The sequence below is a fragment of the Caulobacter sp. AVps18 genome (genome assembly GCF_058681425.1).
The window spans coordinates 115,767-137,984 of record NZ_CM178737.1; the positions used below are offsets into that span (position 1 = coordinate 115,767).

Genomic DNA, 22,218 nt, shown 5'->3' on the forward strand with positions numbered 1-22,218 from the left:
GCCGCTCATTGGCGCACCGGAATGTTGCTGGTCTGACCACCGCGATTGATGCGGACCACGGGATCGTCGTCGGGCTGGCCACGACCCTGGGCTACGCCCGAGGGGCCGCCCAGGTCGGTATAGGCCCGCAGGGACAGGGTGACAGGGCCGGTGGACTTGGCCCTGGTGAGCGCCTCGGCGTCGATGGGGCCGACCTCGAGGGTCGCGGTGGCCGCGACGATGGACTTGGCGTCCTTCTCGGCAGTGGTGCTTTGGTCGACGGCCAGCACGCGAACGTTCTCCAGGATGGTCTCGGCGACCAGAACCTTGCCGCCACTGCCGCCGTCGTCGCCGGCCCTGGCCATTTCGCGGGTCTGCAGCACGTCCACCCGGTCGCCCGGCAGGATAAAGCCGCCGACAGCAGTCTCGGAGGTGATCGGCACGGCCATGGCGCGCTTGCCCGGTGCCAGGACGACCGACAGATAGCCGCCGTCGCCGCCGCGGACGATCTTGCGAGGGGTAATGGGCTCGCCGGTCAGGATCGGGTCGCGCACGATCGCGCCCTCGACGGCCTTGGCCGGATCGACGCCGCCGATCATCTCATTGGCGACCGTGGCGGCGGCGACCTTGGCCTTGTCGACGCCTTCGGCTGTGGGCTGGGCCGCGCCGTTGGTGATGAAGGCGGCATTGACGGCCTCGGTCGGCCAGGCCTGCCAGGTAACGTCCTCAACGGTCAGCCGCACGCCCACCGCTAGGTCACGCTTGGCCACCAGGACCTGGGTCATCGGCTTGGCGGAGACCTGGGTCACGGCGACCGGTGCCTCGGGCGGCTTGCCGGCCATCATGCGCTGCATGACCAGGGCGAGGCCAATCGCCGAGAGGGCGGCGACCACGACAATCAGGAGGCGGACAGGGTTCATGCGCAGTCACAGGCTTTCGCGACGAGAAGCGAGGGCGGTGGCGGGCGTCCTTCAGGATCGCACGCACGATTCGTCAGTCAGCCATTCTGGCCGCCCCCATGGTCGCGGGCGCATGGTTAACACCGGCTAAAGTTTCGCGTGAATGAGTCGAAATGCCCGCGTGACAGGCTGACGCGGGTCGCGCCCCGCACTTGCGCTTCAGGCCAGGATCGCTGAAGCCAGCGCGCCGCCCGGGAAGGTGGCCAGGGCGCCGACCGCGATGGCCACGCCGTAGGGTATATCGCCGCCCTGGGCACCCAGCTTGCGCAGCCAGGCCGGGCTGCCGGCCAGCACCGGCTCCAGCCAGCCCGAGCGCAGAGCCAGTATGGCCATCGTCAGGGCGCCGCCCGCCAGGCCAGTGGCCAGCATGAACGGAAACGCGCCGGGCCAGCCGATCCACAGGGCGCTGGCCGCGAACAGCTTGGCGTCGCCGCCGCCGATCCAGCCGGCCGCGAACATGCCCATGCCCGCCAGCAATGCTACAACGCCCGTTGCCAGGCACAGGCCCAGCACCGGCCATGGTGCCCCACTGACCAGCGCCGCTGGAACAAAGGCCGCGATCAGACCCAGCGAGATCCAGTTGGGGATGGTGTAGCTGGTAGCGTCCTTCAGGGCGGCCACGATGACCAGGGCCGGAAAGACCATCAGAAGCGCGAGCTGGAGTGCATGCATGGGAGGGAGCCCTCTTTGAACGCCCCATTGTGGGACGATCGGGTGAAGCAATGGTTTCCCGCTCCGCTCTCCACCGCAGTTTAGGCCGCGCGGATACGGCAAAGGCCGCGACGGGGATCGCGGCCTTTGCCGTTTTCGAGCGGGCAGAACGACGCCGTCAGCTGGCGGCGTTGGCGGCGCTCACCGCGTCGCCGGCGTTGTTGAAGCTGGTCTTGAGGTTGCCACCAAGGGCCGTCACGGCGCTGACGATCACAACGGCGATCAGGGCGACGATAAGGCCATACTCGATGGCGGTCGCCCCGGATTCATCGTTCAGGAAGGCGGTCAGGAAGCGGTTCATCGGTCTGTCTCCGGTGTTGGGGTCTATGGCCACAACCCTAGAAACTCAACGTGAAGTAAGTGTTTTCAACCGCCGGATTATTCGTCTTTTTGGCCGTAATCTACAAATGCGCCTTTAAGGCGAGTTTGCAGGCAAAGAAAAAGGGTCGAAGTCCTGAGACTTCGACCCTTCTCGTTCGGGCGTGGCCAGAACGCGCGCCACCAAGGCGTAAGCGGTTTGGCGTCGCAGCGCGTCCCGGATCGTCCAGTTCCTGGTCCATGCCGCCGGGACCAGCCCGGCGGAACGGACCCGGGCCTTAGCTGGCCGAGTTGGCGGTGCTCACCGTGTCGCCGACCTTCTCGAAGGTGGCCTTCAGGTTGGTGCCCAGCGTGGTGACGGCGGTCACGATCACGACGGCGATGAGGGCGACGATCAGGCCGTATTCAATGGCCGTGGCGCCGGATTCGTCGTTCAGGAAGCGGGTGACAAACTTCGACATGACTTGATCTCCTAAATCTTCGTTGGTTGATTTTGAGGTCTTCAAGCCGTCTCGACTTGCTCACCCCCGAAAACACGATCAATTTCGCCCAACCCGCTTAATGGTCAGTAAACGAGCAAATAGTTTTCGACATTTTTCTTTTGGTTTATTTGCATTTACTATTAAAGCGCCTTAACCATGGACACAGAATCGACCATCAAAGCCTTGTGAATCAACAACTTTGACCAGAGGCAGGTTGTCGCGGCGCAAGTCGATTTAGTCTTTTGTTGACCATTCGACGGCAGAGTCTCCTCGCCCGGACATCGAACTGGAACCCTCATGCGCCGCCTGTCGCTCGCCTTCATCGCCGCCCTGACCCTTTGCGGCTCCGCCGCGCAGGCCCAGACCCTGGCCGTAGCCAGCGGCCAGGCCGCCCATGTCAGCCTCTCGGGCGCGGTGCGCGACGTGGTGGTGGGCGATCCGCTGATCGCCGATGTCAGCGTCATCAACGAACGCACCCTGGTGGTGATGGGCAAGCGCGCAGGCGTCACGACCGTGCTCGCCTTCGACGCAGCCGGCCGCCCCCTGGCCGACCGGCAAGTAATCGTCTCCGAAGTCAGCGGTGGTTCGGTTACCGTCTATAGAGGCGCAGCCAACACGACGAATTATGCATGCGGAGCACAGTGCACGCGCACCACGCCCGCCGCCGCCGCCAACTGAACCGGAGCGAAGCTCTAAACCCCTGATTAGGGTCGTTGCAGCTAGACTGCGCCGGCCCTCGCACCGGCGGAAATGGAAACGGACCCCCGCGCCATGGCGCCTGATCGCCTCGCCAGACGACATCGACGACTGGGCCGCCTGCTGGCGCGCTTTGGCCGCGCCCGTGACGGTGCCACGACGATCGAATTCGCCTTTGTCGCCATTCCCTTCCTCATGCTGATCTTCGCGATCATCGAGCTGGGCCTGGTGTTCCTGGTGTCCGTGACACTGGAGAACGCGGTAATCGACACCGGCCGCACGATCCGTACCGGCGAGCTCCAGACATCCGGCGGAACGGCCGCCACCTTCAAGACCGCCATGTGCACGCGAATGAGCTGGGTTGGAGCATCCTGCTCCTCGGCCCTTACCGTGGACGTGCGCACCTTCACCGGCTTTTCGACCACCGGCACGGCGCTCAACGCCGCCAGGCCGGCCTCGCCCTGCTGGGATCCGGGCGGCCCCGGGTCGATCGTGCTGGTTCGGGCCTATTACAACTGGCCGCTGATCACGCCGCTCATGCAGACGGGCCTGCAAAGCAGTGGTGGCAAGCGCCTGATCGCGGCGACCACGTCGTTCTCCAACGAACCCTATTCCGACGTTCCGGCGGTGGCGGTGTCATGTCCCAGCTGACCCCGCGCAAGGTGCCGCGCGCGCACAAAGGCCTCAAGGCGTTCTGGCGCGACCGGCGCGGCGTCTCGGCGGTCGAATTCGCCTTCATCGCCCCGGTGCTGGTGATCATCTATTGCGGCCTGGCCGAGCTGACCCAGGCGATGATGGCCCAGCGTCGCCTGAGCAACATCGCCTCGTCCATCGGCGACCTGACGGCGCAAACGTCCCAAATGACCGAAGCGCGAATCAACGACATCTTCACGATCGGCAATACGATCATGGCGCCTTTCCCAACCACCGCCCTGCGCATGTGCCTGGTCAGCGTAACCTCCGACGCGGCCGGCAAGGACACTGTCGTCTGGACGAAGAACTATAACAGCCACGCCAACTGCCCGGCCAAGGGCGCGGTGCTGACGACGGTCCCGGTTGGGGTGCTGCCCGCCAGCCAGAGCGTCATCATGGCCAAGGCCAGCTACGCCTACACCTCGCCGATCAAGTTCGTGATGCCCACAGCGATCTCCTTCTACCGCACCTTCTACTTGCGCCCGCGCAAGTCGGATACGGTGGCGTGGGTCAACTGACGGCGTCCTACCGGTGCGAAACGCGCCGCACCAGCTTGTCGCCGACCATCTGCAGCACCTGAACCAGGACCAGCAGCAGCACCACAGTCACCACCATCACGTCGGTCTGGAAACGCTGATAGCCGAAGCGGATCGCCAGGTCGCCCAGGCCACCGGCCCCGACCACGCCCGCCATGGCGGTGTAGGAGACCAGTGCAATGGCCGTCACCGTGGCCGCTGCGATCACGCCCGGCAGCGCTTCGGGCAGCAGCGCACCCAAGACCACCTGCCGCCGTTTGGCACCCATGGCGAAGCTGGCCTCGATCACACCCTTGTCGACCTCGCGCAGGGCCGTCTCGACCAGACGGGCGAAGAACGGCACCGCACCGGCCACCAGCGGCGGGATGGCTCCGGCCACGCCCAGCGAGGTGCCGACCAGCGCGACAGTCAGCGGGATCATCACGATCAGCAGGATGACGAACGGCACCGAGCGCAGAATGTTGACCAGCAGCGACAGGGCGCCGTTGGCCAGGCGACTTTCCAGCATCTGGCCCCTGCCGGTCAGGAACAGGATCACGCCCAGCGGCAGACCCAGGATCACCGTCAACAGCATTGAGCCGCCCAGCATGGCCAGGGTGTCCAGCGTGGCCTGGGCGATCTCGGTCCAGTCGATATTGCCCATCAGGCTTGCTCCCCGACGCTGATCGGATCGACGCGAACGCCGCCGGCCTGGAACTGGGCGATGGCGGCTTCGACGTCGCCGCCGGTCAGGGCCAGGGTCAACTGGCCATAGGGCGTCTCGCGCAGGCGATGGATGCGGCCGCCCAGGATGGAATAGTCGACTCCCGTGGCCCGGGCCACCTCGCCCAGCACCGGCCTGTAGGTGGCCTCGCCCCTGAAGGTCAGACGCACGACGCGGCCCTCCAGCATCGCCGCAGCGGCCGGCTCGCCATCGGCTTCACGCACGAAGCGGCGGGCGGTGTCACTGGCGGGATGCAGGAAGACATCCTCGACACTGCCGCTTTCGACCACCCGGCCCGCCTCCAGCACCGCCACCCGGTCGCAGACCCGGCGAACGACGTCCATCTCGTGGGTGATCAGCACGATGGTCAGGCCCAGTTCGCGATTGAGACAGCTGACCAGCTCCAGGATCTGCTCGGTGGTCTCGGGATCCAGCGCGCTGGTGGCCTCATCGCACAGCAGGATCCTGGGGCCCGTGGCCAGGGCCCGGGCGATGCCGACCCGTTGCTTCTGGCCGCCCGAAAGCTGGGCCGGATACTTGCCGGCCTGGTCGGCCAGCCCCACCCGCGCCAGCAGCTCGGCGGTGCGCGCCTTGACCTCGGCCGCCGGACGACCGGCCAGCTTCAGCGGGAAGGCGACGTTCTGGGCGACGGTCTTGCCCGACAGCAGGTTGAAGTGCTGGAAGATCATGCCCACCCGGCGACGCAGGGCGCGCAAGCCCTCGACGCCCAGGGCGGCGACATCGTCGCCATCCACGATGACGCGACCGCCGGTCGGCTTCTCCAGGCCGTTGATCAGCCGGATCAAGGTCGACTTGCCGGCACCCGAAGCCCCGATCACGCCGAACACCTCACCAGCGCCGACCGACAGTGACACCCCGCTCAGGGCCGCATGGCCGCCCTTGCCCGCAGCGGTGGCGGCATAGGTCTTGGAAACAGCCTCAAAGGCGATCACGTCGTCGCTGTCCCTACTTGCTGGCGCGCGGCGGCGCGGTCTTGAGCGCGGCCAGAGCCAGCACACGACGGCGGAAGGTGGTCTCGACCATGGAAACCCTCGGGGTGGTCAGGTCCGGCAGAGTCGGGCCGGACGGACATTGTGAAGGGCGGAAGGATTATGCGCGACGGCGGTCGAGGGGAACGTAAATTCTGCGCTGCCCCCACCTTTCATAGGCAGGATCGATGCAGCGACGCTGTCAGCAGCCTTCCAGCGCCCTGCTTATGCCCACCAACAGGTCCGAAGCCGTGACCGGCTTGGCGATATGGAGGTCTGCGCCGGCCGCCAAGGCCTCCTGCCGGTGATGAAGCATGGCGCTGGCGCTGAGCACCACGATCGGCATCTTGTGCGGCGCGTCGCTCTGGGCCTCACGCGACCGGATGGCCCGGATCGCCGCCAGGCCGTCCATGACCGGCATCTGCAGGTCCATCAGGACGACGTCGAACCTTGAGGCCTCACAGGCCTGAACGGCCTCAGCCCCGTTTTCCACAATGGTCAGATCGGCATCGACGCCGGCCAGGATCAACTGGACGACCTTCTGATTGGTCGGATTGTCCTCGGCCAGCAGGACCTTCAGCGCCGGCTCAGGCTCCGGCTCCGCGACCTCATCCCGAACCGGAGCGACCACGTCGGACGCCGGATAAAGAGGGGCCGTAATCCGGAAGAGACTGCCCTGGCCGGGCTGGGACTGCGCAGAGATCGTCCCGCCCATCAGTTCGATCAAACTCTTGCTCAACGCCAGACCGATCCCGGCCCCGCCGAAGGCCCGGGTGGAACTCACATCGGCCTGGTCAAAGCGCTGGAACAGCCGCTTGGCCGTGGCGGCATCGAAACCTAGACCGGAATCCCGAACACTCAGCGCAAGGATCGCCGGTTCAGAGGGAGCAGAGGCCGGTGCAATCTCGGCGCGGACCTCAATCCCGCCAGTGGTTGTGAACTTGATCGCGTTTGAGAGAAGGCTGTCGATCACCTGTCGCAGCCGCAGGCTGTCGCCCTCAAAGGCCGTTTCTGTGCCCGCCCCCAGCTCGACCGCAAAGGCCAGACCCTTGCTCAGGGCCAGCGCGCCCCAGGGCGTCAGCGCGTCATCGAACAGGGTCTTTGGCACAAAGGGCGAGACTACGAGGTCAAGCTGCCCTGCCTCAACCTTCGACACATCGATGATGTCAGACACCAGCCGCTCGAGCACCACACCCGAAGCCCGCATCAGCCCGGTCATCTCGCGCTGGGCCGGGGCCAGATCCGTCAGGTCCAGGGCGCTGAGGATGCCGATCACGCCGTTGAGCGGCGTGCGCAGCTCGTGACTCATGTTTGCCAGGAAGTTGCCCTTGGCCAGGTTTGCCGTCTCGGCCGCCTGGCGGGCGCTTTCCAGATCTGCGGTCATCTGGGTCGCTTCGGTGATGTCCCGCGCGACACAGAAGGCCAGGCCGTCGACGATCACCGAGCGCCATTCCAACAGGCGATAGACACCATCGCGACGGCGGTAACGGTTGATGACGTAACGCCCCTTGCCCTCCCGGAGCAGCACTTCGGTTTGGGCCTGGGTCGGTGCCAGGTCATCAGGATGAATGAAATTCCGGTACGGCTGCCCCTCAAGGTCTTGCGCCGGATAGCCCAGCTGGTCTTCCCAGGCCCTGTTGACCCGAACGAAACGGCCCTTCAGATCGACGATGCTCATCAGTTCGGCGGCAACGTCGAAGAAGGTCGTCAGGTTGGCGGCGGCGGCGCGCTCCCGTTCAGCCAGCTCAAGCGCCAGGGCCTGGCTGCGGGCCAGCGCCTCCTGGGCGCGACGTCGCTCGATGGCGAAACCTGCAAGCTCGGCTGCGGCCTCAATGAAGGCCAGGTCGTCCGCCGAAGGCTCGCGGATTTCACGGCTGTAGATAGCGAAACTGCCGATCGCGCGGTGCTCTAAATCCCGGATCGGCTCCGACCAGCAGGCCGCCAGACCGTACTGCGCCGCGAGATCCCTGTAGTCGGCCCAGAGCGGATCGGTCTGGATATCTGAGACAAGCACCCGGCGATTGTCGAAAATGGCCGTACCACAGCTGCCGACCTGCGGACCGATCGGCAGACCGTTAACGGCCTCGCAATAGGCTGCGGGAAGGCCCGGTGCCGACCCGTGCACCAGGTGCTGTCCCGTTTCGTCGAGCAGCAGGATACTGCAAAGCCCCTGGGGAAGTTCAGCCTCGACAGCCTGGACGATAGCGTCAAGCACGCCCGCAAGATCACCGCCGCCCGCCACGACAGTGACGATCCGCCGAAAGGCCTCGAAGGTGGCTGACTGGCTCATCCCTTCGGCCTGACCCCATAAGGTCCGGGCATATGGCTTCCCTGCCTCCCCTGCCGGGTCCGCCTCATGCGACGAGCGGAACGCCTTTACAGTCCCTGCACACTCTCCTCAAAATGAGCAAAGTTCAAGCCTTAGGGCTGCCGGACCACCTCGCCGCCCTTCATCACGAAAACAGGCCTTTCCAGCACCGTCACATCGCTCAGCGGATCACCGCTCACCGCGATCATGTCGCCATAGCGACCGACGGCGATCTGGCCGACATCCTTTTCCTGGCCCAGGGCCTGGGCGGCGTTGACCGTGGCCGACTGGATCGCCTGCAGCGGGGTGGCACCATAGCGCACCATCACCGCAAACTGCTTGGCGTTCTGGCCGTGCGGATAGATGCCCGCGTCAGTGCCCAGCACCATCTTGACGCCGGCCTTGATGGCCTTGCGGAAGTTCTCGCGCTGCACGTCGCCGATCTCGCGGTCCTTGCGCAGGTTGTCCTCCAGCACGCCGTTCTTCTTGCCTTCGGACTGGGTGTAGTCGGTGTTGTAGATATCCATCGAGAACCAGGCGCCCTTCTGGACGGCCAGCTTGATGCCCTCGTCATCGACCAGGCTGACATGCTCGATGGTGTCGACACCGGCCCGGATCGCGTCCTTGATCCCTGCCGCGCCATGGGCGTGTGCGGCCACCTTCAGGCCCCACATGTGGGCTTCCTCGACGATGGCGGTCATCTCGGCCAGCGACAGCTGCTGCTGGCCCGGCTCGGTATTGCGCGAGAACACCCCGCCGGTGGCGCAGATCTTGATGACCCGCGCGCCGTACTTGCGCACCTCGCGCACCTTCTGGCGGCCCTGCTCGGGGCCATCGGCCACATAGGGGCCCTTCTGGGCCATCGACGGCGGGAAATAGGTGGAGTCACAGTGACCGCCGGTGGCGCCGATGGCATAGGCCGCCGGCACGATGCGCGGACCGGGCACATAGCCGCCCTCGATCGCCTCGCGCAGGCCCACATCATTGAAACGGTCCGAACCGAGGTTGCGGATGGTGGTGAAGCCGGCGTCCAGAGTGGCCTTGGCGTTGGCGGTCTGGATCACGCTCCAGAAGGCGTCGCTGTATTGCAGGCCATTATAGCCGCCCACCTCGGCCAGGCTGTCGATATGGACGTGCATGTCGATCAGGCCCGGCAGCAGGGTCGCGCCCGGCAGGTCGACCAGCTTGGCGCCGGCCGGCACCGCCACCTCGCCCTTCTTGCCCACGGCCGTGATACGGCCGTCGGTGACGATGACCATCGGGCTCTCGAGATATTTGCCGGTCGTCACGTCCAGCAGGCGGGCGGCGCTGATCGCCTCGACGGTCGCCGCCTGGGCCGAGCCCGCCGCGCACACAACACCCGCCGCCAGCAGCGCCTTGATCCCAACTCGCATGGTCATCCCCGTCTGATTCCGAGCGTTGACGCTAGCATGACAAGCGCTGGCGTCGATGTCGGATCAGGGTTTGCGGGCCGGCGACTGCAGGCTTTCCAGATAGGCGATCAGGTCGCGCACCTGACCTGCCTCCAGCTGGATCTGCGGCATCTGCGGATGGCCCGTGAAGATGCCCTCTGCGAAGGCCTCCTGCAGATTGGCCACCGGATAGCGCTGGCCCAGCGTCCGGAACGGCGGCGCGGGCGAGACCGGGCTCTCGCCGGCAGGCCCCACCGCATGGCAGCTTGAACACCGCGCCTCGACCAGCGCTTTGCCGCGCGTCAGCGGCGTCCCGGTCTCAACCGGGGTCGCGGCCGCCGGCGGCGGAGGGCTCGCGCAGCCGGCGACCAGCAGGACGCCCAGAACAACAAACCGGCGCATGAGCGTTCTCCAGGACCCGAAACGCAGGTCTGCGCCGGGCAAGTCCGACGATAGACCGGCCCGCGCCCTCGACGCCACAGGCCGGTTGTCGTAAGCCCTGCCCCTACCTTGGGGACATGGCGGAATCGGTAGACGCGCCGGACTTAAAATCCGTTGGAGCAATCCGTGTGGGTTCGAGTCCCACTGTCCCTACCATCGGCCTTATAGCGCCAGGCAGATCTTCCCGAAGTGCTTTTGCGAGATTTGCAGGGCGAAGGCCGAGGCCAGGTCGTCCAGCGCGTGGGTCGAGTCGATCACCGGCTGGATGCCCGAAGCCTCCAGCGCCGAGATCATGTCTTCCTGGTCCTGGCGCGAGCCGACCGTCACACCCTTGATCGTGATGTTCTTGGACATGGCCAGGGCAGTGGGCACCTCGCCCGACACGCCGGTCAGGACGCCGATCAGCGAGATGTGGCCGCCGATCCGGCAGGCCTGGATCGACTGGGCCAGGGTGCCCGGGCCGCCGATCTCGACCACCGCATGCACGCCGCCGACCAGCTTTGCAGCGGTCTGGCCCCATTTGGGGTCCTCGCGATAGTTGATCAGGTGGTCAGCCCCCAGCGCCTTCAGCCGCTCAAGCTTTTCGGGTGAGGATGAGGTGGCCACTACCGTGGCGCCGGCGGCCTTGGCCAGTTGCAGGGCAAAGATCGAGACCCCGCCGGTGCCCTGGACCAGCACCACGTCGCCGGGCCGGATGCGGGCCTCGACCATCAGGGCCCGCCAGGCGGTCAGGGCCGCGCAGGGCAAGGTCGCCGCCTGGGTCATCGACCAGCCCTTGGGCAGGCGGGTGAAGGCCGTCTCGGGCATGGCGACATATTCAGCCGCAAAGCCGTCGGCATGGTCGCCCGGCACGCCCAGCAGGCGCTCCAGCGCCGGCCCGCCGGCCGGCCAGTTGGGGAAGAAGGTCGACAGCACCTGATCGCCGACCGCGAACCGGCTGACGCCCTCGCCGACCGCCACCACCTCGCCGGCCCCGTCCGACATCGGGATACGGCCGTCAGCGGTGCGGATCATGCCCGCCACCACCGCAAAATCATGGAAGTTCAGCGACGAGGCCCGCACCCGCACCAACAGCTGGCCCGGCCCCGCAACCGGATCGGGGCGCTCCTCGATGACGATATTGTCCAGCCCGCCGGGGGCCTTGATCGCTGCGACCTTCATGACGTTTCCTCTGTCTGATTATGGTTCGGCGCCCGGCTCGTGAACTGGCCGGCGTCCGTTGCGGGATCGAAGCGCCGTCAGGCGGCCGCGTCGATCCGCTCGATATTGGCGGCACCGGCCTGCGTCAGCGCCGCGACCAGTTCCTCGACAGCAGCGTCGACCTCGACCGGATCGCGGCCGCGCACCACCAGGTTGGCACCGTAAACGTCGGGCGGGCTGAAGAAGGGATAGCTGCCCAGCGACATGTCGGGATGGGCCTTGGCCACCGCTTCCAGCGGCGCGGCGATCAATCCCTCGCCGCTGCCGGTGACGCGGACGGTCTTGCTGATCACCACCGCCCCGGTGCGCAGGCGCGGGCCCACATCGCCCAGCATGCCGCGCATGATCGCCGGCACCCCGGCCAGCACGAAGACGTTTTCCTTCTGGAAGCCCGGCGGTCCCTGGACCGGATTGTTCACCAGCACCCCGCCCTCGGGCACATGGGCCATGCGACGGCGGGCGGCATTGGGCTCGCCCCAGCGCTCGCGCAGCATGGCCATGATCTCGGGATGCTCAGGCGCGGTGACGCCGAAGGCCTTGGCCACAGAGTCGGCGGTGATGTCGTCGTGGGTGGGGCCGATGCCGCCGGTGGTGATGACATAGTCGTACTTGGTGCGCAGGGCGTTGACCGCATCGACGATCTCGTCCTCGACATCAGGCACCACGCGCGCCTCGGACAGGTCGACACCATAGGTGGCCAGATATTTGGCGATGGCGTTGAGGTTCACGTCCTGGGTGCGGCCCGACAGGATCTCGTCACCGATGATCAGAACCGCCGCCGTCACCTTGTCACTGCTGGTCGTCATCGCCGCGTTCCCCTACATCGCATCATCGTTCTCCGATCCGACTTAGGGCCGCCATGCTGCTCCCGCAACCGCTCGTTCGTGGCCGTCTCGTGCAACGCTACAAGCGCTTCTTCGCCGACATCGTGCTGGACGACGGCCGGGCCATTACCGCCCACTGCCCCAATCCCGGTGCCATGCTGGGCGTCAACCTGCCGGGACAGGGTGCCTGGGTGTCGTGGTCGGACGATCCCAAGCGCAAGCTGCCCTGGACCCTGCAACTGGTGGAGACGCAAACCAGCCTGGTCGGCGTCAACACCATGCTGCCCAACCGGCTGGTCGCCGAAGCCCTGGCGGCCGGCGCCATCCCCGAACTGACCGGCTACGCCACCGTGCGGCCCGAGGTGAAATACGCCGCCGCCAGCCGGGTGGACTTCCTGCTGGAACACCCGGACCGCCAGCCCTGCTGGCTGGAGGTCAAGAACGTCCACCTCTCCCGCACCCCGGGCCTGGCCGAGTTCCCCGACTGCGTGGCGGCGCGCTCGACGCGACATCTGGAAGACCTGGCGGCCCAGGTCGCCATGGGCCACCGCGCTGTGGCGCTGTTCGTGGTGCAGAGGATGGACTGCAAGGCCTTCAGCGCCTGCGCCGATCTGGACCCCAAGTTCGCACGCGGGCTGGAGGCGGCGGCGCAAGCGGGGGTCGAGGTGCTAGCCTATGGGTGTGAGGTTGGGACTGGCTCGATAACGCTCCGCCAGAAAATGCCTTGGCGACGCTAAGGAGAGAACTCCTACAAAAAGCCGCCCATCAAAACTGACCAATCCAAGTCAAAGCCACGATGAGCGAATACGGGTGGCTCAGCTTAATCGCGAGATGCATCGTATCAGTACCTTTCACCGCCGATGACGTTCTCCCAGGGCAGCGCAATGTTCAATCAACCCACTACATTCATCATTGGTGCAGGTGCGTCCTACGAGTTCGGCCTGCCAGTCGGCGATAGGTTGAAAACAGAGATCATTGCGTCTCTGCCGACGCGCCGCTCGGGTTTCAGTGGCTCACCAGTCCGTCGGATCATCCGCAACCACTTTATCGCGACCGAAGTGGAAACGCTGATGAGGGCTATGGATCAGATTGTCACCGCCCTCCCGCTCTACACGTCCATCGACCGCTTCATGGACGCCTTCCAAGACGATCAATTTATCCTAGAAATATCGAAGATCGCGATTACATCCTCCATCTTACATGCCGAAGAGAACTCTATCCTCGCGACCGATCGGGGTGAAGCTTTGGACGTGTCCGTAGCCGAGAAGTCATGGCTTCATACCCTTTTCCGTTTCATGCAAGACGGCGCGAAGCGTACCAACATCGTCGATGCACTGAAGAATATCCGCTTTGTGGTGTTTAACTACGACCGCTGTATCGAACACTTCATTTTTCACGCGCTCCAGACCGCCAACTTCTGCTCCGCAAAGCAGGCGGCCGAAGCCATGGAAAGCCTGACCATCATCCACCCTTACGGACGGATCGGCAGACTTCCATGGGAGCGGAGTGAAAGTGACGAACCAATCATCCCTTACGGGTATTCATCGGCTGAATTGCCCCAGGATTTGATCCTCCTGGCAGCCAAGCAAATCAAAACATTCACAGAGCAAATCGAAGATCACGACCCAACGATGGCGCAGGCGAAGGCAGCGGTTCAGCAAGCACAGAAACTCGTCTTCCTTGGCTTTAGCTACCTTGACCAAAACATGAATTATGTCACTCCCAATCTAAAATCACAGGCACATACGGCCTATGGAACTACTTTCGGCCTTTCCGAAGCGGACGGCGATATCGCCCAAATGCTGATAAAGCATGTCCTCGCAGGCGGCAGTGGCGACCCAACCTACGTCGTCCCGTCCATGGTCCCCGAGAAGGCCGCGAAGTTCATGACGGACTTCGGCAACAGCCTTCGCCGATAGACCTTATTGTGAGCCAGCGCCTATGCGAATCCAGTTCCAAACTAGGAACGTGCGCGTTTCGGATCGCGCGCCCACTGGCTAGGCGAGATCCCGCCGCAAAATAGGCTTTCGTGATCAAAGCCTCAGAGACATCAAAATCGGAAATGGCGGTCTTCATAGGCGGCGACCAGGGTGACCAAGGCGTCCAGGCGCTCCCCCACCTCAGTGCCCGGCTCCGCATTCCATAGGGCGTCGATGGCCTTGAGCGCGCCGGTGAGGTCGTCGTCGTTTCGGATCACAGGAACCTGCATGGTCAACCCCAAGCTAAGCGACGCTCCAAGCGTCACATTATACCCCACATGACACCGAATTAAGCTGCAATCGGCTCGCAACACGCTACCCCTGCGCTGCGCCTTGGGGGGACCGATCCGCATGAACGTCATGACCTTGACCGCCCTGAGCGTCGCCCTGGCCTTGTCGGCCTGCGGGGCGTCGAGCGAAGGCAAGGAGAGCGGCGGGATCGTGGCCCTGCGCGCCGTGCTGGCGTTCAAGGCCTGCACCGACAAGCTGGAAGACAAGTTCGGGCTGAAGGACATAACCGGCGTCAGCTCGTCCGACATGGACCCAACCCCCACCGGTAAACCGGGCGAGTGGGACGTGACGTTCACCGCCGACGTCACCGAAAAGGGCAGCGGCCGGGTCTCGCGCTACAAGGGCGTGTGCCATGTGCGGCGCGACCGGCCCACCACCCTGGACGCCGTCTTCGTGCAGGAGATCAAGGCCGCCGCCCGGACCTCGGGCGTGGTGCGGCGTACCGAGCCGTAGGGCGGGACGGCCATTGAAGTTTCGTGCTAGAGTGGCGACATAAGTTCAGACGACATTGCCTGCGTCGCCGACCCTTGCGGCCGGTGGCCGGCCCGCCTTTCGAGTACGCCATGACCCTTGACGACGCCCTAGAGATCGAAGCCGAGACCCGCACGGGCGCGATCAAGATCCACACCGCCGCCGATTTCGAAGGCATGCGCCGGGCCGGCAAGCTGGCCGCCGAGTGCCTGGACATGCTGATCCCGCACGTGGTGCCGGGCGTCTCGTCCGACTATCTCGACACCCTGGCCCGCGAGTTCATCCTCGACCACAAGGCCCTGCCCGCCTGCCTGTTCTATCGCGGCTATCCCAAGACGGTCTGCATCTCGCGCAATCACGTGGTCTGCCACGGCATTCCCGGCGACTGGGCCCTGCGCGAGGGCGACATCGTCAATATCGACGTGACGGTGATCGTCGACGGCTGGCATGGCGACACCTCGCGCATGTACGGCGTCGGCGAGGTGGGCCCCCGCGCTCGCCGCCTGATCGAGATCACCTATGAAGGCATGGCGCGCGGTCTGGCCGCCGTGAAGCCCGGCGCGACCCTGGGCGACATCGGCCACGCCATCCAGTCTTACGTTGAGGCCCAGCGCTGTTCGGTGGTGCGCGACTTCTGCGGCCACGGCCTGGGCAAGGTATTCCACGACGCGCCCAACATCCTGCACTTTGGCCGCCCCGGTCAGGGCGCGGTGCTGAAGCCGGGCATGTTCTTCACCGTCGAGCCGATGGTCAATCTGGGCAAGCCGGCCGTGAAGGTGCTGGGCGACGGCTGGACCGCCGTGACCCGCGACAAGTCGCTGTCGGCCCAGTGCGAACACTCCATCGGCGTCACCGAAGACGGCTTTGAGATCTTCACCGCCTCGCCGGCCGGGCTGTTCCAGCCGGCGATCCTCGGGGGCTGACCCAGCGGCGTCATCCCGGGACTTGTTCCCGGGACCCATCTATCCGCCGCAGGCGCGGAGCAGAACGACATCGATCAGTAGAGCTGAACCATGGGCCCCGGGAACAAGTCCCGGGGTGACGGTTAGTTGCGCCGATACTGCTCCACCCCCGCCAGCATCACCCGCTCGACCACGCGGTCGTCGGCCAGCACGGTCAGGGCGAACAGGCGGTTCTCCAGACTGCGGTCGCCCGAGAGACGACGCTTGAGCAACGGCGTGGCGGCGAGATCCAGCACCAGGAAGTCGGCCTCCTTGCCGGGCTCCAGATTGCCGATCCGGTCACCCAGATCCAGCGCCCGCGCCCCGCCCAGGGTGGCAAGATATAGGGCGTGGAACGGGTCCAGCGCCTGGCCGCGCAGTTGGCCCGCCTTGTAGGCCTCGCCCAGGGTGTGAAGGATCGAGAAGCTGGTTCCCGCCCCCACATCGGTGCCGATCCCGACCTTGACGCCATGGGCGCAGGCCGTCTCCAGCGGAAACAGGCCCGAACCCAGAAAGAGGTTCGAGGTCGGGCAGAAGGCCACCGCCCCGCCCTTGTCGGCCAGACGCTGAAAAGCGTCGCCCTGCAAATGAACGCAGTGGGCAAAAACCGAGCGCGGGCCCAGCAGGCCAAAGCTGTCATAGACGTCCAGATAGTCGCGGGCCTGTGGGAACAGCGCCGCCGTCTCCTCGATCTCGCGCGCGTTCTCCGACAGGTGGGTCTGCATCCAGACGCCGGGGTGGGCGGCCAGGACCTCACCCGCCATGGCCAGCTGGGCATCGCTGCAGCTGATCGCAAAGCGCGGGGTGACCGCATAGCCCAGCCGGCCCTTGCCGTGCCAGTCGGCGATCAGGCTTTCCATGTCGGCGCGGCTGGTCTCGACGGTGTCGGTCAGGCCCTTTGGGGCATTGCGGTCCATCAGCGCCTTGCCGGCGATCAGGCGCATGTCCCGCCTTAGCGCCTCGGCAAACAGGGCCTCGACCGAGCCCTTATGGACCGAGCCGAACACCAGGGCCGTGGTGGTGCCGTTGCGCAGCAGCTCCTGCACGAAGAAGGCCGCCGCCTCTTTGGCATGGGCCGGATCGGCAAAGGCCTTCTCGGCGGGAAAGGTGTGCTGCTCCAGCCAGTCCAGCAGTTGCGCGCCATGGGCGGCGATGATGTCGACCTGCGGGAAGTGGATGTGGGTGTCGATGAAGCCTGGCGTGATCAGCTTGCCGCTGAGGTCTTCAACCGAGGCATCGCCCAGCAGGTCGCGCAAGGCGCCGTAGTCGCCGCAGGCCAAGACATGCCCGTCCTCGACCAGCAGCAGGCCGTCATCGTGGAAGGCGACGGCGTCTTCAGTCTTGGTCGGATCGTCCAGCAGATGGAGGATCGACGCCCTATAGGCTTGCACGGGGGATACCTTCGTCGTTGGTCGCGCGCGCCGCTTCCAGGCGCATCAGCAGGTCGGCGGCCACCGAGACGGCGATCACCTCGGGGGCCTTGCTCTTCAGGTGCGGCAGGCCGATGGGGCAGGCCAGGCGCGTCAGGGCGGCTTGCGAAAACCCGTCGTCGCGCAGCCGGCTCATGAACCGGGCGCGCTTGGTCTTCGAGCCGATCAGGCCCAGATAGCCAAAGCCGCCCCCCGCCAGCCCGGCCGAGGCCAGGGCGTAGTCCAGGGCGTGGTCATGGGTCAGGATCAGGCCAAAGGCCTCAGACCCCGCGCCCATGGCGGCGGCGGCCATCTCGGCCGGCTCCAGCACCGTGACGCCGGGCAGATCGGCGGTTTCGGGGCGACTGTCGTACCAGTGCAGGCGGAACGGCAGGGGCGCGAAGGCCCGCGCAATGGCCTGGCCCACATGGCCGGCGCCGAACAGCAGCAGCGGCGGACGCGGGGCGTCATTGCGCTCGACCAACTCGTCGCCCAGCTCGGGCCGCGCGCCGCGTGCAGCGGCCGGGACGCCCGACAGGCTGACGGGCGTCGCATCCGACAACGCAGCGATGGACGTGATCGACTTGCTCAGCAGGCCCGGATCAAAGCGCGTGCGCACCTCGAACGGCTGGGCGGCATCCATCCGGCGGGCGGCGTCTGTCAGCCAGTCGCGACTGGTGGCCTCGACCCGCTCGATCAGCAGCCGCACTCGGCCGCCGCAGCACTGGGCCAGCAGCGGTCCCAGCGGATAGTCCTGGATGGCGAAACTGGCCTGCGAGCCGCTCAGCATCTTGCGCGCCTGACTGGCCGCCTGATGCTCCAGATTGCCGCCGCCGATGGTGCCCGACTGCCCGCCGTCCCAGACCACCATCTTGGTCCCCGCCTCACGCGGGGCCGAGCCTTCGGTGGCCAGCACGGTGACGAGGGCGGCTGTGTCGTTGGCGGCGATGCGCGCGAGAGCAGCGCGGGCCCAATTCACAGTCCCTCTCCCAGAGGGAGAGGGAGGGGCCCATGCGCAGCATGGGAGGGTGAGGGGTTTAAACGGTGAGGGTATAACCCCTCACCCTCCCACGCCTGCGGCGCGGGCCCCTCCCTCTCCCTCTGGGAGAGGGACCTAAACTTCACATCCTCGCACGCCATCAGGATCGCCTCGGGCGTGGCCGGGGCGTCCAGGTGCGGCATCACCCGGTGATCGGCCACGCTGGCCACAGCCTGGGTGATGGCGGAAAACACCGAGATGGCCAGCATCAACGGCGGCTCGCCCACGGCCTTGGAGCGATGCACCGTAGCCTCGACATTGCGGCCGGCTTCCCACAGCCGCACGTCCAGTTGAGCCGGACGGTCGCCGATGGTGGGGATCTTGTAGGTCGAGGGGGCGTGGGTGCGCAGACGGCCTTCCCTGTCGAACACCAGCTCCTCAGTGGTCAGCCAGCCCATGCCCTGAATGAAGCCACCCTCGATCTGGCCCAGGTCGATGGCCGGGTTCAGCGACTTGCCCACATCATGCAGGATGTCGGCGCGGGTGACCTTCATCTCGCCGGTCAGGGTGTCGATCAGCACCTCGCTGCAGGCCGCGCCATAGGCGAAATAGTAGAACGGCCGGCCGGTATGGCTGGCGCGGTCATAGTGGATCTTGGGCGTGGCGTAGAAGCCGGTCGAGGACAGCGAAATCCGCGCCAGATAGGCCTGGCGGCACAGGTCGTTGAATGGGATCAGGTTCGGGCCGGCAAGGACGCCCTGCGACGTGAAGACGACCTCCTCGGGCCCACAGTTCCACTTCTCAGCCGCGAAGGCCACCAGCCGGGCCTTGATCCGGTCGGCGGCGTCCAGCGCCGCCATGCCGTTCAGGTCCGCGCCCGACGAGGCCGCCGTCGCCGAGGTGTTGGGCACCTTATCGGTGACGGTCGAGGTGATCCTGATCCGCGACAGGTCCACCTGAAAGGCCTCGGCCACCACCTGGGCAACTTTCAGATACAGCCCCTGCCCCATCTCGGTGCCGCCGTGGTTCAGCAGGATCGAGCCGTCGGCATAGAGGTGGATCAGGGCCCCGGCTTGGTTCAGGTGCTTGGTCGTGAACGAGATCCCGAACTTCACCGGCGTCAGGGCTATGCCCTTCTTCAGCACCGGGCTCTGGGCATTGAAGGCGTCGATCTGCGCCCGGCGCGCCGCGTAGTCGCAGGAGGCGGCCAGCTCGGCCAGCAACTGCGGCGCGACATTGTCTTCCACCGTCTGGCCATAGGGCGTCAGGTCGCGGCCGGCTTCGCCATAGAGATTGCGGCGACGCACCTCCAGCGGGTCGAGGCCGGTGGCCTGGGCCACGGCGTCCATGACCCGCTCAATGGCGATCATGCCCTGTGGTCCGCCAAAGCCCCGGAACGCCGTGTTCGACACGGTGTGGGTGCGATAGCGGTGCGAGACGATTTCGACCGCCGGCAGGAAATAGGTGTTGTCGACATGGAACATCGCCCGGTCGTTGATGGCCGGCGACAGGTCGGTCGTGGCCCCGCAACGCGAGGCCAGCTCCAGCGCGATGCCGGTCAGCATGCCCTGGTCATCAAAGCCGACGTCATAGACGACCTCGAAGTCATGCCGCTTGCCGGTCATGACCATGTCTTCGTCGCGATCAGGGCGGCACTTGGCGGCACGCCCGGTCTTGACCGCCACCAGGGCAGCGGCGGCGGCGAACAGCGAGGCTTGCGTCTCCTTGCCGCCGAACGCGCCGCCCATCCGGCGCACCTCAACCGTGACAGCGTGGTCAGGCCGGCCCAGGACCCGGGCGATCAGGTGCTGCACCTCGCTGGGATGCTGGGTGGACGACCAGACGTGGACGTCCCCCTCCTCGCGCGGCGAGGCCAGGGCGACCTGCCCTTCGAGATAGAAGTGATCCTGACCGCCGATGGCAAACCGGCCTTGCAGGCGCCGGGGCGACGCCGCCAGGGCGGCGGCCGCGTCGCCCCGCGCCATCCGCTGACTGGCCTCGATCTTCAGGTCCAGAGCGCGGGCCGCAGCGATGTCGATGGCGGCCGGCAGGTCCTCGTAATCAACCACGGCCTTGGCGGCGGCCGCGCGGGCTGCGGCGATCGAGGTAGCGGCAACGGCGAACAGGCTCTGGCCGACATAGGTCACGGTATCGGTGGCGAACAGCTTGTCGTCGTGGATCACCGGGCTGACATCATTCTCGCCGGGGATGTCGGCGGCCGTCAGCACCAGCACCACGCCCGGCGCGGCGCGCACGGCCGACAGATCCATTGCCGCGATCCGGGCATGGGCCCTGGCGCTGACGCCGAAATGGACGTGCAGCATGCCGGCGGGTTCAGGCTTGTCGTCGATATAGACAGCAGAGCCGGACACATGGCGCGCGGCGCTGTCGTGCGGCAGGCTGGCGTGGACGCCCTGGAAAGCGCTGGTGATCGGAGCGACAGCGGCGGAGTCAGCCATGCGCGCTCTCCGGCTCGACACGAACGGCAAGGCCCGGCGTGGCGGCCTCGAGGAACACCTTGCGCAGCATGTTGCGCGCCGCCAGCGAGCGATAGGCCGCCGAGGCCCGCATGTCGCTGAGCGGGGTAAAGTCCGTGTCGAGCGCCGCCATCGCCGTCTCGACATTGGCTTGCGTCCACGGCTGACCGACCAGCGCGGCCTCGCAGGCTGCGGCCCGCCTGGGCGTGCCGGCCATGCCGCCAAAGGCGATCCGCGCCGAGGTCACGACACCGCCGTCCAGCGTCAGGGCGAAGGCCCCGCAGACGGCCGAAATGTCCTGATCGAACCGCTTGGTCAGCTTGAAAACCTTGAAGATCAGGTCGGGCCGCGGCGTCGGCACGATCACCGCCTCGACGAACTCGCCAGGCTTTCGATCTTGCTTGCCGTAGTCGAGGAAGAAGTCTTCCAGCGGCATCTCGCGCTGCACGCCCCCCTGGTTCAGCACCAGGATCGCCCCCGCTGCGATCAGGGCCGGCGGCATGTCGCCAATGGGAGAGCCGTTGGCGATATTGCCGCCGATCGTGCCGCTGTTGCGCACCTGGGTCGAACCCAGCCGCCGCATCATCGCACCCAGTTCCGGATAGAGCCCCTTGAGGGTCTCCATGGCCTCAACATAGCGGACACCCGCGCCGATCCAGACGCCGGCCTCCAAGGTCTCGATGCGCCTCAGTTCGGCGACCTGGCCAATGTCGATCAGGGTCTTCAGGGGCCGTCGCTGCTTGGCTATCCACAGGCCCACATCGGTAGCACCGGCAATGATCGTCGCGTCGGGATGAGCCGTGAACGCCGCCGCCAGATCCTCCAGCGAGCGCGGTGCCAGCCAGCGGCGCGTGACGCCCTGGATTTCGTCTTCATAGGTCAGGTCCAGCGGGGTCTCGTCGGACACAACCGACAGATCAACGACCGGCGCAGCCTCGGGCTCGACATCCCTCGCTACCTCGATGATCGGGCCATAGCCGGTGCAGCGACACAGATTGCCGGCCAGCACCTCAGCCGGCGAGACGTCGGCTCCCTGCGCCCCGACCGCCTTGCCATACAGAGACATGACAATGCCCGGTGTGCAGAAGCCGCATTGCGAGCCATGCCTGTCGACCATGGCCTGCTGCACGGGATGCAGGGTGCCATCCCGGGCCAGGCTCTCGACCGTGACCAGGGCCTTGCCGTGCAGCATGGGCAGCAACTGGATGCAGCTATTGACGGCGCGCCAGGAGACGCTCTCTCCCTCGGGCTCGCCGACCAGCACGGTACACGACCCGCAATCGCCCTCGGCGCAGCCCTCCTTGGTCCCGGTGCGACGCAGGTCGCCACGCAGATGCTCCAGCAGGGTGCGCGTCGGATCGACGCCCGACACCGCATGAGCCTCGCCATCGAGCAAAAAGCGGATCACCTCGCCCATCGA

Annotated in this window: 22 protein-coding genes, 1 tRNA gene and 1 pseudogene; 8 read left to right on the forward strand and 16 right to left on the reverse strand. The window is 66.2% G+C overall.

Annotated features, from left to right (window positions below; all coding sequences use genetic code 11):
* Nucleotides 1–5 precede the first annotated feature (5 nt).
* The 4 genes from cpaB to ACW179_RS00485 form a co-directional block, all read right to left on the reverse strand.
* Nucleotides 6–899, reverse strand: a complete 894-nt coding sequence (cpaB, locus tag ACW179_RS00470) for a Flp pilus assembly protein CpaB (RefSeq protein ID WP_492061865.1) — start codon at nucleotides 897–899, stop codon at nucleotides 6–8.
* 198 nt (nucleotides 900–1,097) lie between these two features.
* The gene (locus ACW179_RS00475) at nucleotides 1,098–1,610 is read right to left on the reverse strand and encodes an A24 family peptidase (RefSeq protein ID WP_492061866.1); all 513 of its coding nucleotides are present in this window, start codon (nucleotides 1,608–1,610) and stop codon (nucleotides 1,098–1,100) included.
* Nucleotides 1,611–1,767: 157 nt separating this feature from the next.
* Complete coding sequence (locus tag ACW179_RS00480; protein ID WP_492061868.1) at nucleotides 1,768–1,950, reverse strand: Flp family type IVb pilin; 183 nt, start codon at nucleotides 1,948–1,950, stop codon at nucleotides 1,768–1,770.
* Between the two features lie 295 nt (nucleotides 1,951–2,245).
* Complete coding sequence (locus ACW179_RS00485; protein ID WP_492061869.1) at nucleotides 2,246–2,428, reverse strand: Flp family type IVb pilin; 183 nt, start codon at nucleotides 2,426–2,428, stop codon at nucleotides 2,246–2,248.
* Between the two features lie 318 nt (nucleotides 2,429–2,746).
* Here ACW179_RS00485 and ACW179_RS00490 point away from each other — a divergent pair, with 318 nt between their 5' ends.
* From ACW179_RS00490 to ACW179_RS00500, 3 genes are all read left to right on the forward strand, one after another.
* Nucleotides 2,747–3,127, forward strand: coding sequence for a pilus assembly protein N-terminal domain-containing protein (locus tag ACW179_RS00490; RefSeq protein WP_492061870.1), 381 nt, complete (start codon nucleotides 2,747–2,749; stop codon nucleotides 3,125–3,127).
* A gap of 93 nt (nucleotides 3,128–3,220) precedes the next feature.
* Nucleotides 3,221–3,796, forward strand: a complete 576-nt coding sequence (locus tag ACW179_RS00495) for a TadE/TadG family type IV pilus assembly protein (protein ID WP_492061871.1) — start codon at nucleotides 3,221–3,223, stop codon at nucleotides 3,794–3,796.
* Nucleotides 3,784–4,356: a TadE/TadG family type IV pilus assembly protein gene (locus ACW179_RS00500; protein WP_492061873.1), complete on the forward strand. Its 573-nt coding sequence runs from the start codon at nucleotides 3,784–3,786 to the stop codon at nucleotides 4,354–4,356. Before ACW179_RS00495 ends, ACW179_RS00500 begins: the two co-directional genes overlap by 13 nt.
* Nucleotides 4,357–4,363: 7 nt before the next feature.
* Here ACW179_RS00500 and ACW179_RS00505 read toward each other — a convergent pair whose 3' ends face one another.
* The 5 genes from ACW179_RS00505 to ACW179_RS00525 all read right to left on the reverse strand — a co-directional run bounded on the left by ACW179_RS00505 (nucleotide 4,364) and on the right by ACW179_RS00525 (nucleotide 10,188).
* Nucleotides 4,364–5,017, reverse strand: a complete 654-nt coding sequence (locus tag ACW179_RS00505; RefSeq protein ID WP_492061874.1) for a methionine ABC transporter permease — start codon at nucleotides 5,015–5,017, stop codon at nucleotides 4,364–4,366.
* The gene (locus tag ACW179_RS00510) at nucleotides 5,017–6,030 is read right to left on the reverse strand and encodes a methionine ABC transporter ATP-binding protein (RefSeq protein WP_492061875.1); all 1,014 of its coding nucleotides are present in this window, start codon (nucleotides 6,028–6,030) and stop codon (nucleotides 5,017–5,019) included. Before ACW179_RS00510 ends, ACW179_RS00505 begins: the two co-directional genes overlap by 1 nt.
* A 238-nt stretch (nucleotides 6,031–6,268) precedes the next feature.
* Nucleotides 6,269–8,356, reverse strand: coding sequence for an ATP-binding protein (locus ACW179_RS00515; protein WP_492061877.1), 2,088 nt, complete (start codon nucleotides 8,354–8,356; stop codon nucleotides 6,269–6,271).
* A 131-nt stretch (nucleotides 8,357–8,487) separates the two neighbouring features.
* A complete protein-coding gene (locus ACW179_RS00520; RefSeq protein WP_492061879.1) occupies nucleotides 8,488–9,768 on the reverse strand; it encodes a Xaa-Pro dipeptidase in 1,281 nt (426 codons plus the stop codon).
* A 63-nt stretch (nucleotides 9,769–9,831) separates the two neighbouring features.
* Complete coding sequence (locus tag ACW179_RS00525; RefSeq protein ID WP_492061881.1) at nucleotides 9,832–10,188, reverse strand: c-type cytochrome; 357 nt, start codon at nucleotides 10,186–10,188, stop codon at nucleotides 9,832–9,834.
* A 110-nt stretch (nucleotides 10,189–10,298) separates the two neighbouring features.
* On the opposite strand from ACW179_RS00525, the gene ACW179_RS00530 reads away from it, so the two are divergent.
* Nucleotides 10,299–10,383 (forward strand) — tRNA-Leu (locus ACW179_RS00530).
* A 6-nt stretch (nucleotides 10,384–10,389) separates the two neighbouring features.
* Here ACW179_RS00530 and ACW179_RS00535 read toward each other — a convergent pair.
* Both ACW179_RS00535 and ACW179_RS00540 read right to left on the reverse strand, forming a co-directional pair.
* On the reverse strand, nucleotides 10,390–11,388 hold the full coding sequence (locus ACW179_RS00535) for a zinc-dependent alcohol dehydrogenase family protein (protein ID WP_492061883.1): 999 nt from the start codon (nucleotides 11,386–11,388) through the stop codon (nucleotides 10,390–10,392).
* A gap of 77 nt (nucleotides 11,389–11,465) precedes the next feature.
* Nucleotides 11,466–12,233: a competence/damage-inducible protein A gene (locus tag ACW179_RS00540; protein ID WP_492061885.1), complete on the reverse strand. Its 768-nt coding sequence runs from the start codon at nucleotides 12,231–12,233 to the stop codon at nucleotides 11,466–11,468.
* A gap of 53 nt (nucleotides 12,234–12,286) precedes the next feature.
* Between ACW179_RS00540 and sfsA the strand changes: the two genes are divergently transcribed.
* Both sfsA and ACW179_RS00550 read left to right on the forward strand, forming a co-directional pair.
* Nucleotides 12,287–12,988 carry a DNA/RNA nuclease SfsA gene (gene sfsA, locus ACW179_RS00545; protein ID WP_492061887.1) on the forward strand — a complete coding sequence of 234 codons (702 nt, stop codon included), beginning with the start codon at nucleotides 12,287–12,289 and terminating at the stop codon, nucleotides 12,986–12,988.
* 147 nt (nucleotides 12,989–13,135) lie between these two features.
* The gene (locus tag ACW179_RS00550; RefSeq protein WP_492061889.1) at nucleotides 13,136–14,170 is read left to right on the forward strand and encodes a hypothetical protein; all 1,035 of its coding nucleotides are present in this window, start codon (nucleotides 13,136–13,138) and stop codon (nucleotides 14,168–14,170) included.
* 131 nt (nucleotides 14,171–14,301) lie between these two features.
* Here ACW179_RS00550 and ACW179_RS00555 read toward each other — a convergent pair whose 3' ends face one another.
* Entirely contained in the window at nucleotides 14,302–14,460 is a 159-nt protein-coding gene (locus ACW179_RS00555; RefSeq protein ID WP_492061891.1) for a transcriptional regulator, read from the reverse strand.
* Between the two features lie 121 nt (nucleotides 14,461–14,581).
* Here ACW179_RS00555 and ACW179_RS00560 point away from each other — a divergent pair, with 121 nt between their 5' ends.
* Both ACW179_RS00560 and map read left to right on the forward strand, forming a co-directional pair.
* Nucleotides 14,582–14,974 (forward strand): hypothetical protein, encoded by a 393-nt coding sequence (locus ACW179_RS00560; RefSeq protein WP_492061893.1) that lies wholly within the window; start codon nucleotides 14,582–14,584, stop codon nucleotides 14,972–14,974.
* Between the two features lie 110 nt (nucleotides 14,975–15,084).
* A complete protein-coding gene (gene map / locus ACW179_RS00565; protein ID WP_492061895.1) occupies nucleotides 15,085–15,915 on the forward strand; it encodes a type I methionyl aminopeptidase in 831 nt (276 codons plus the stop codon).
* Between the two features lie 122 nt (nucleotides 15,916–16,037).
* Here the strand turns inward: map and guaD are convergent, their stop codons facing one another.
* The 4 genes and pseudogenes from guaD to xdhA all read right to left on the reverse strand — a co-directional run bounded on the left by guaD (nucleotide 16,038) and on the right by xdhA (nucleotide 22,215).
* Nucleotides 16,038–17,324: a guanine deaminase gene (guaD, locus tag ACW179_RS00570; protein ID WP_492061897.1), complete on the reverse strand. Its 1,287-nt coding sequence runs from the start codon at nucleotides 17,322–17,324 to the stop codon at nucleotides 16,038–16,040.
* The gene (gene xdhC, locus ACW179_RS00575) at nucleotides 17,311–18,321 is read right to left on the reverse strand and encodes a xanthine dehydrogenase accessory protein XdhC (RefSeq protein ID WP_492061899.1); all 1,011 of its coding nucleotides are present in this window, start codon (nucleotides 18,319–18,321) and stop codon (nucleotides 17,311–17,313) included. The genes guaD and xdhC overlap by 14 nt, the downstream gene beginning before the upstream one ends.
* Nucleotides 18,322–18,452: 131 nt before the next feature.
* Nucleotides 18,453–20,780, reverse strand: a pseudogene (gene xdhB / locus ACW179_RS00580) (xanthine dehydrogenase molybdopterin binding subunit); the annotation flags it as partial.
* Nucleotides 20,773–22,215 (reverse strand): xanthine dehydrogenase small subunit, encoded by a 1,443-nt coding sequence (xdhA, locus tag ACW179_RS00585; RefSeq protein WP_492061900.1) that lies wholly within the window; start codon nucleotides 22,213–22,215, stop codon nucleotides 20,773–20,775. The pseudogene xdhB and the gene xdhA, both read right to left, overlap by 8 nt.
* Nucleotides 22,216–22,218 lie beyond the last annotated feature (3 nt).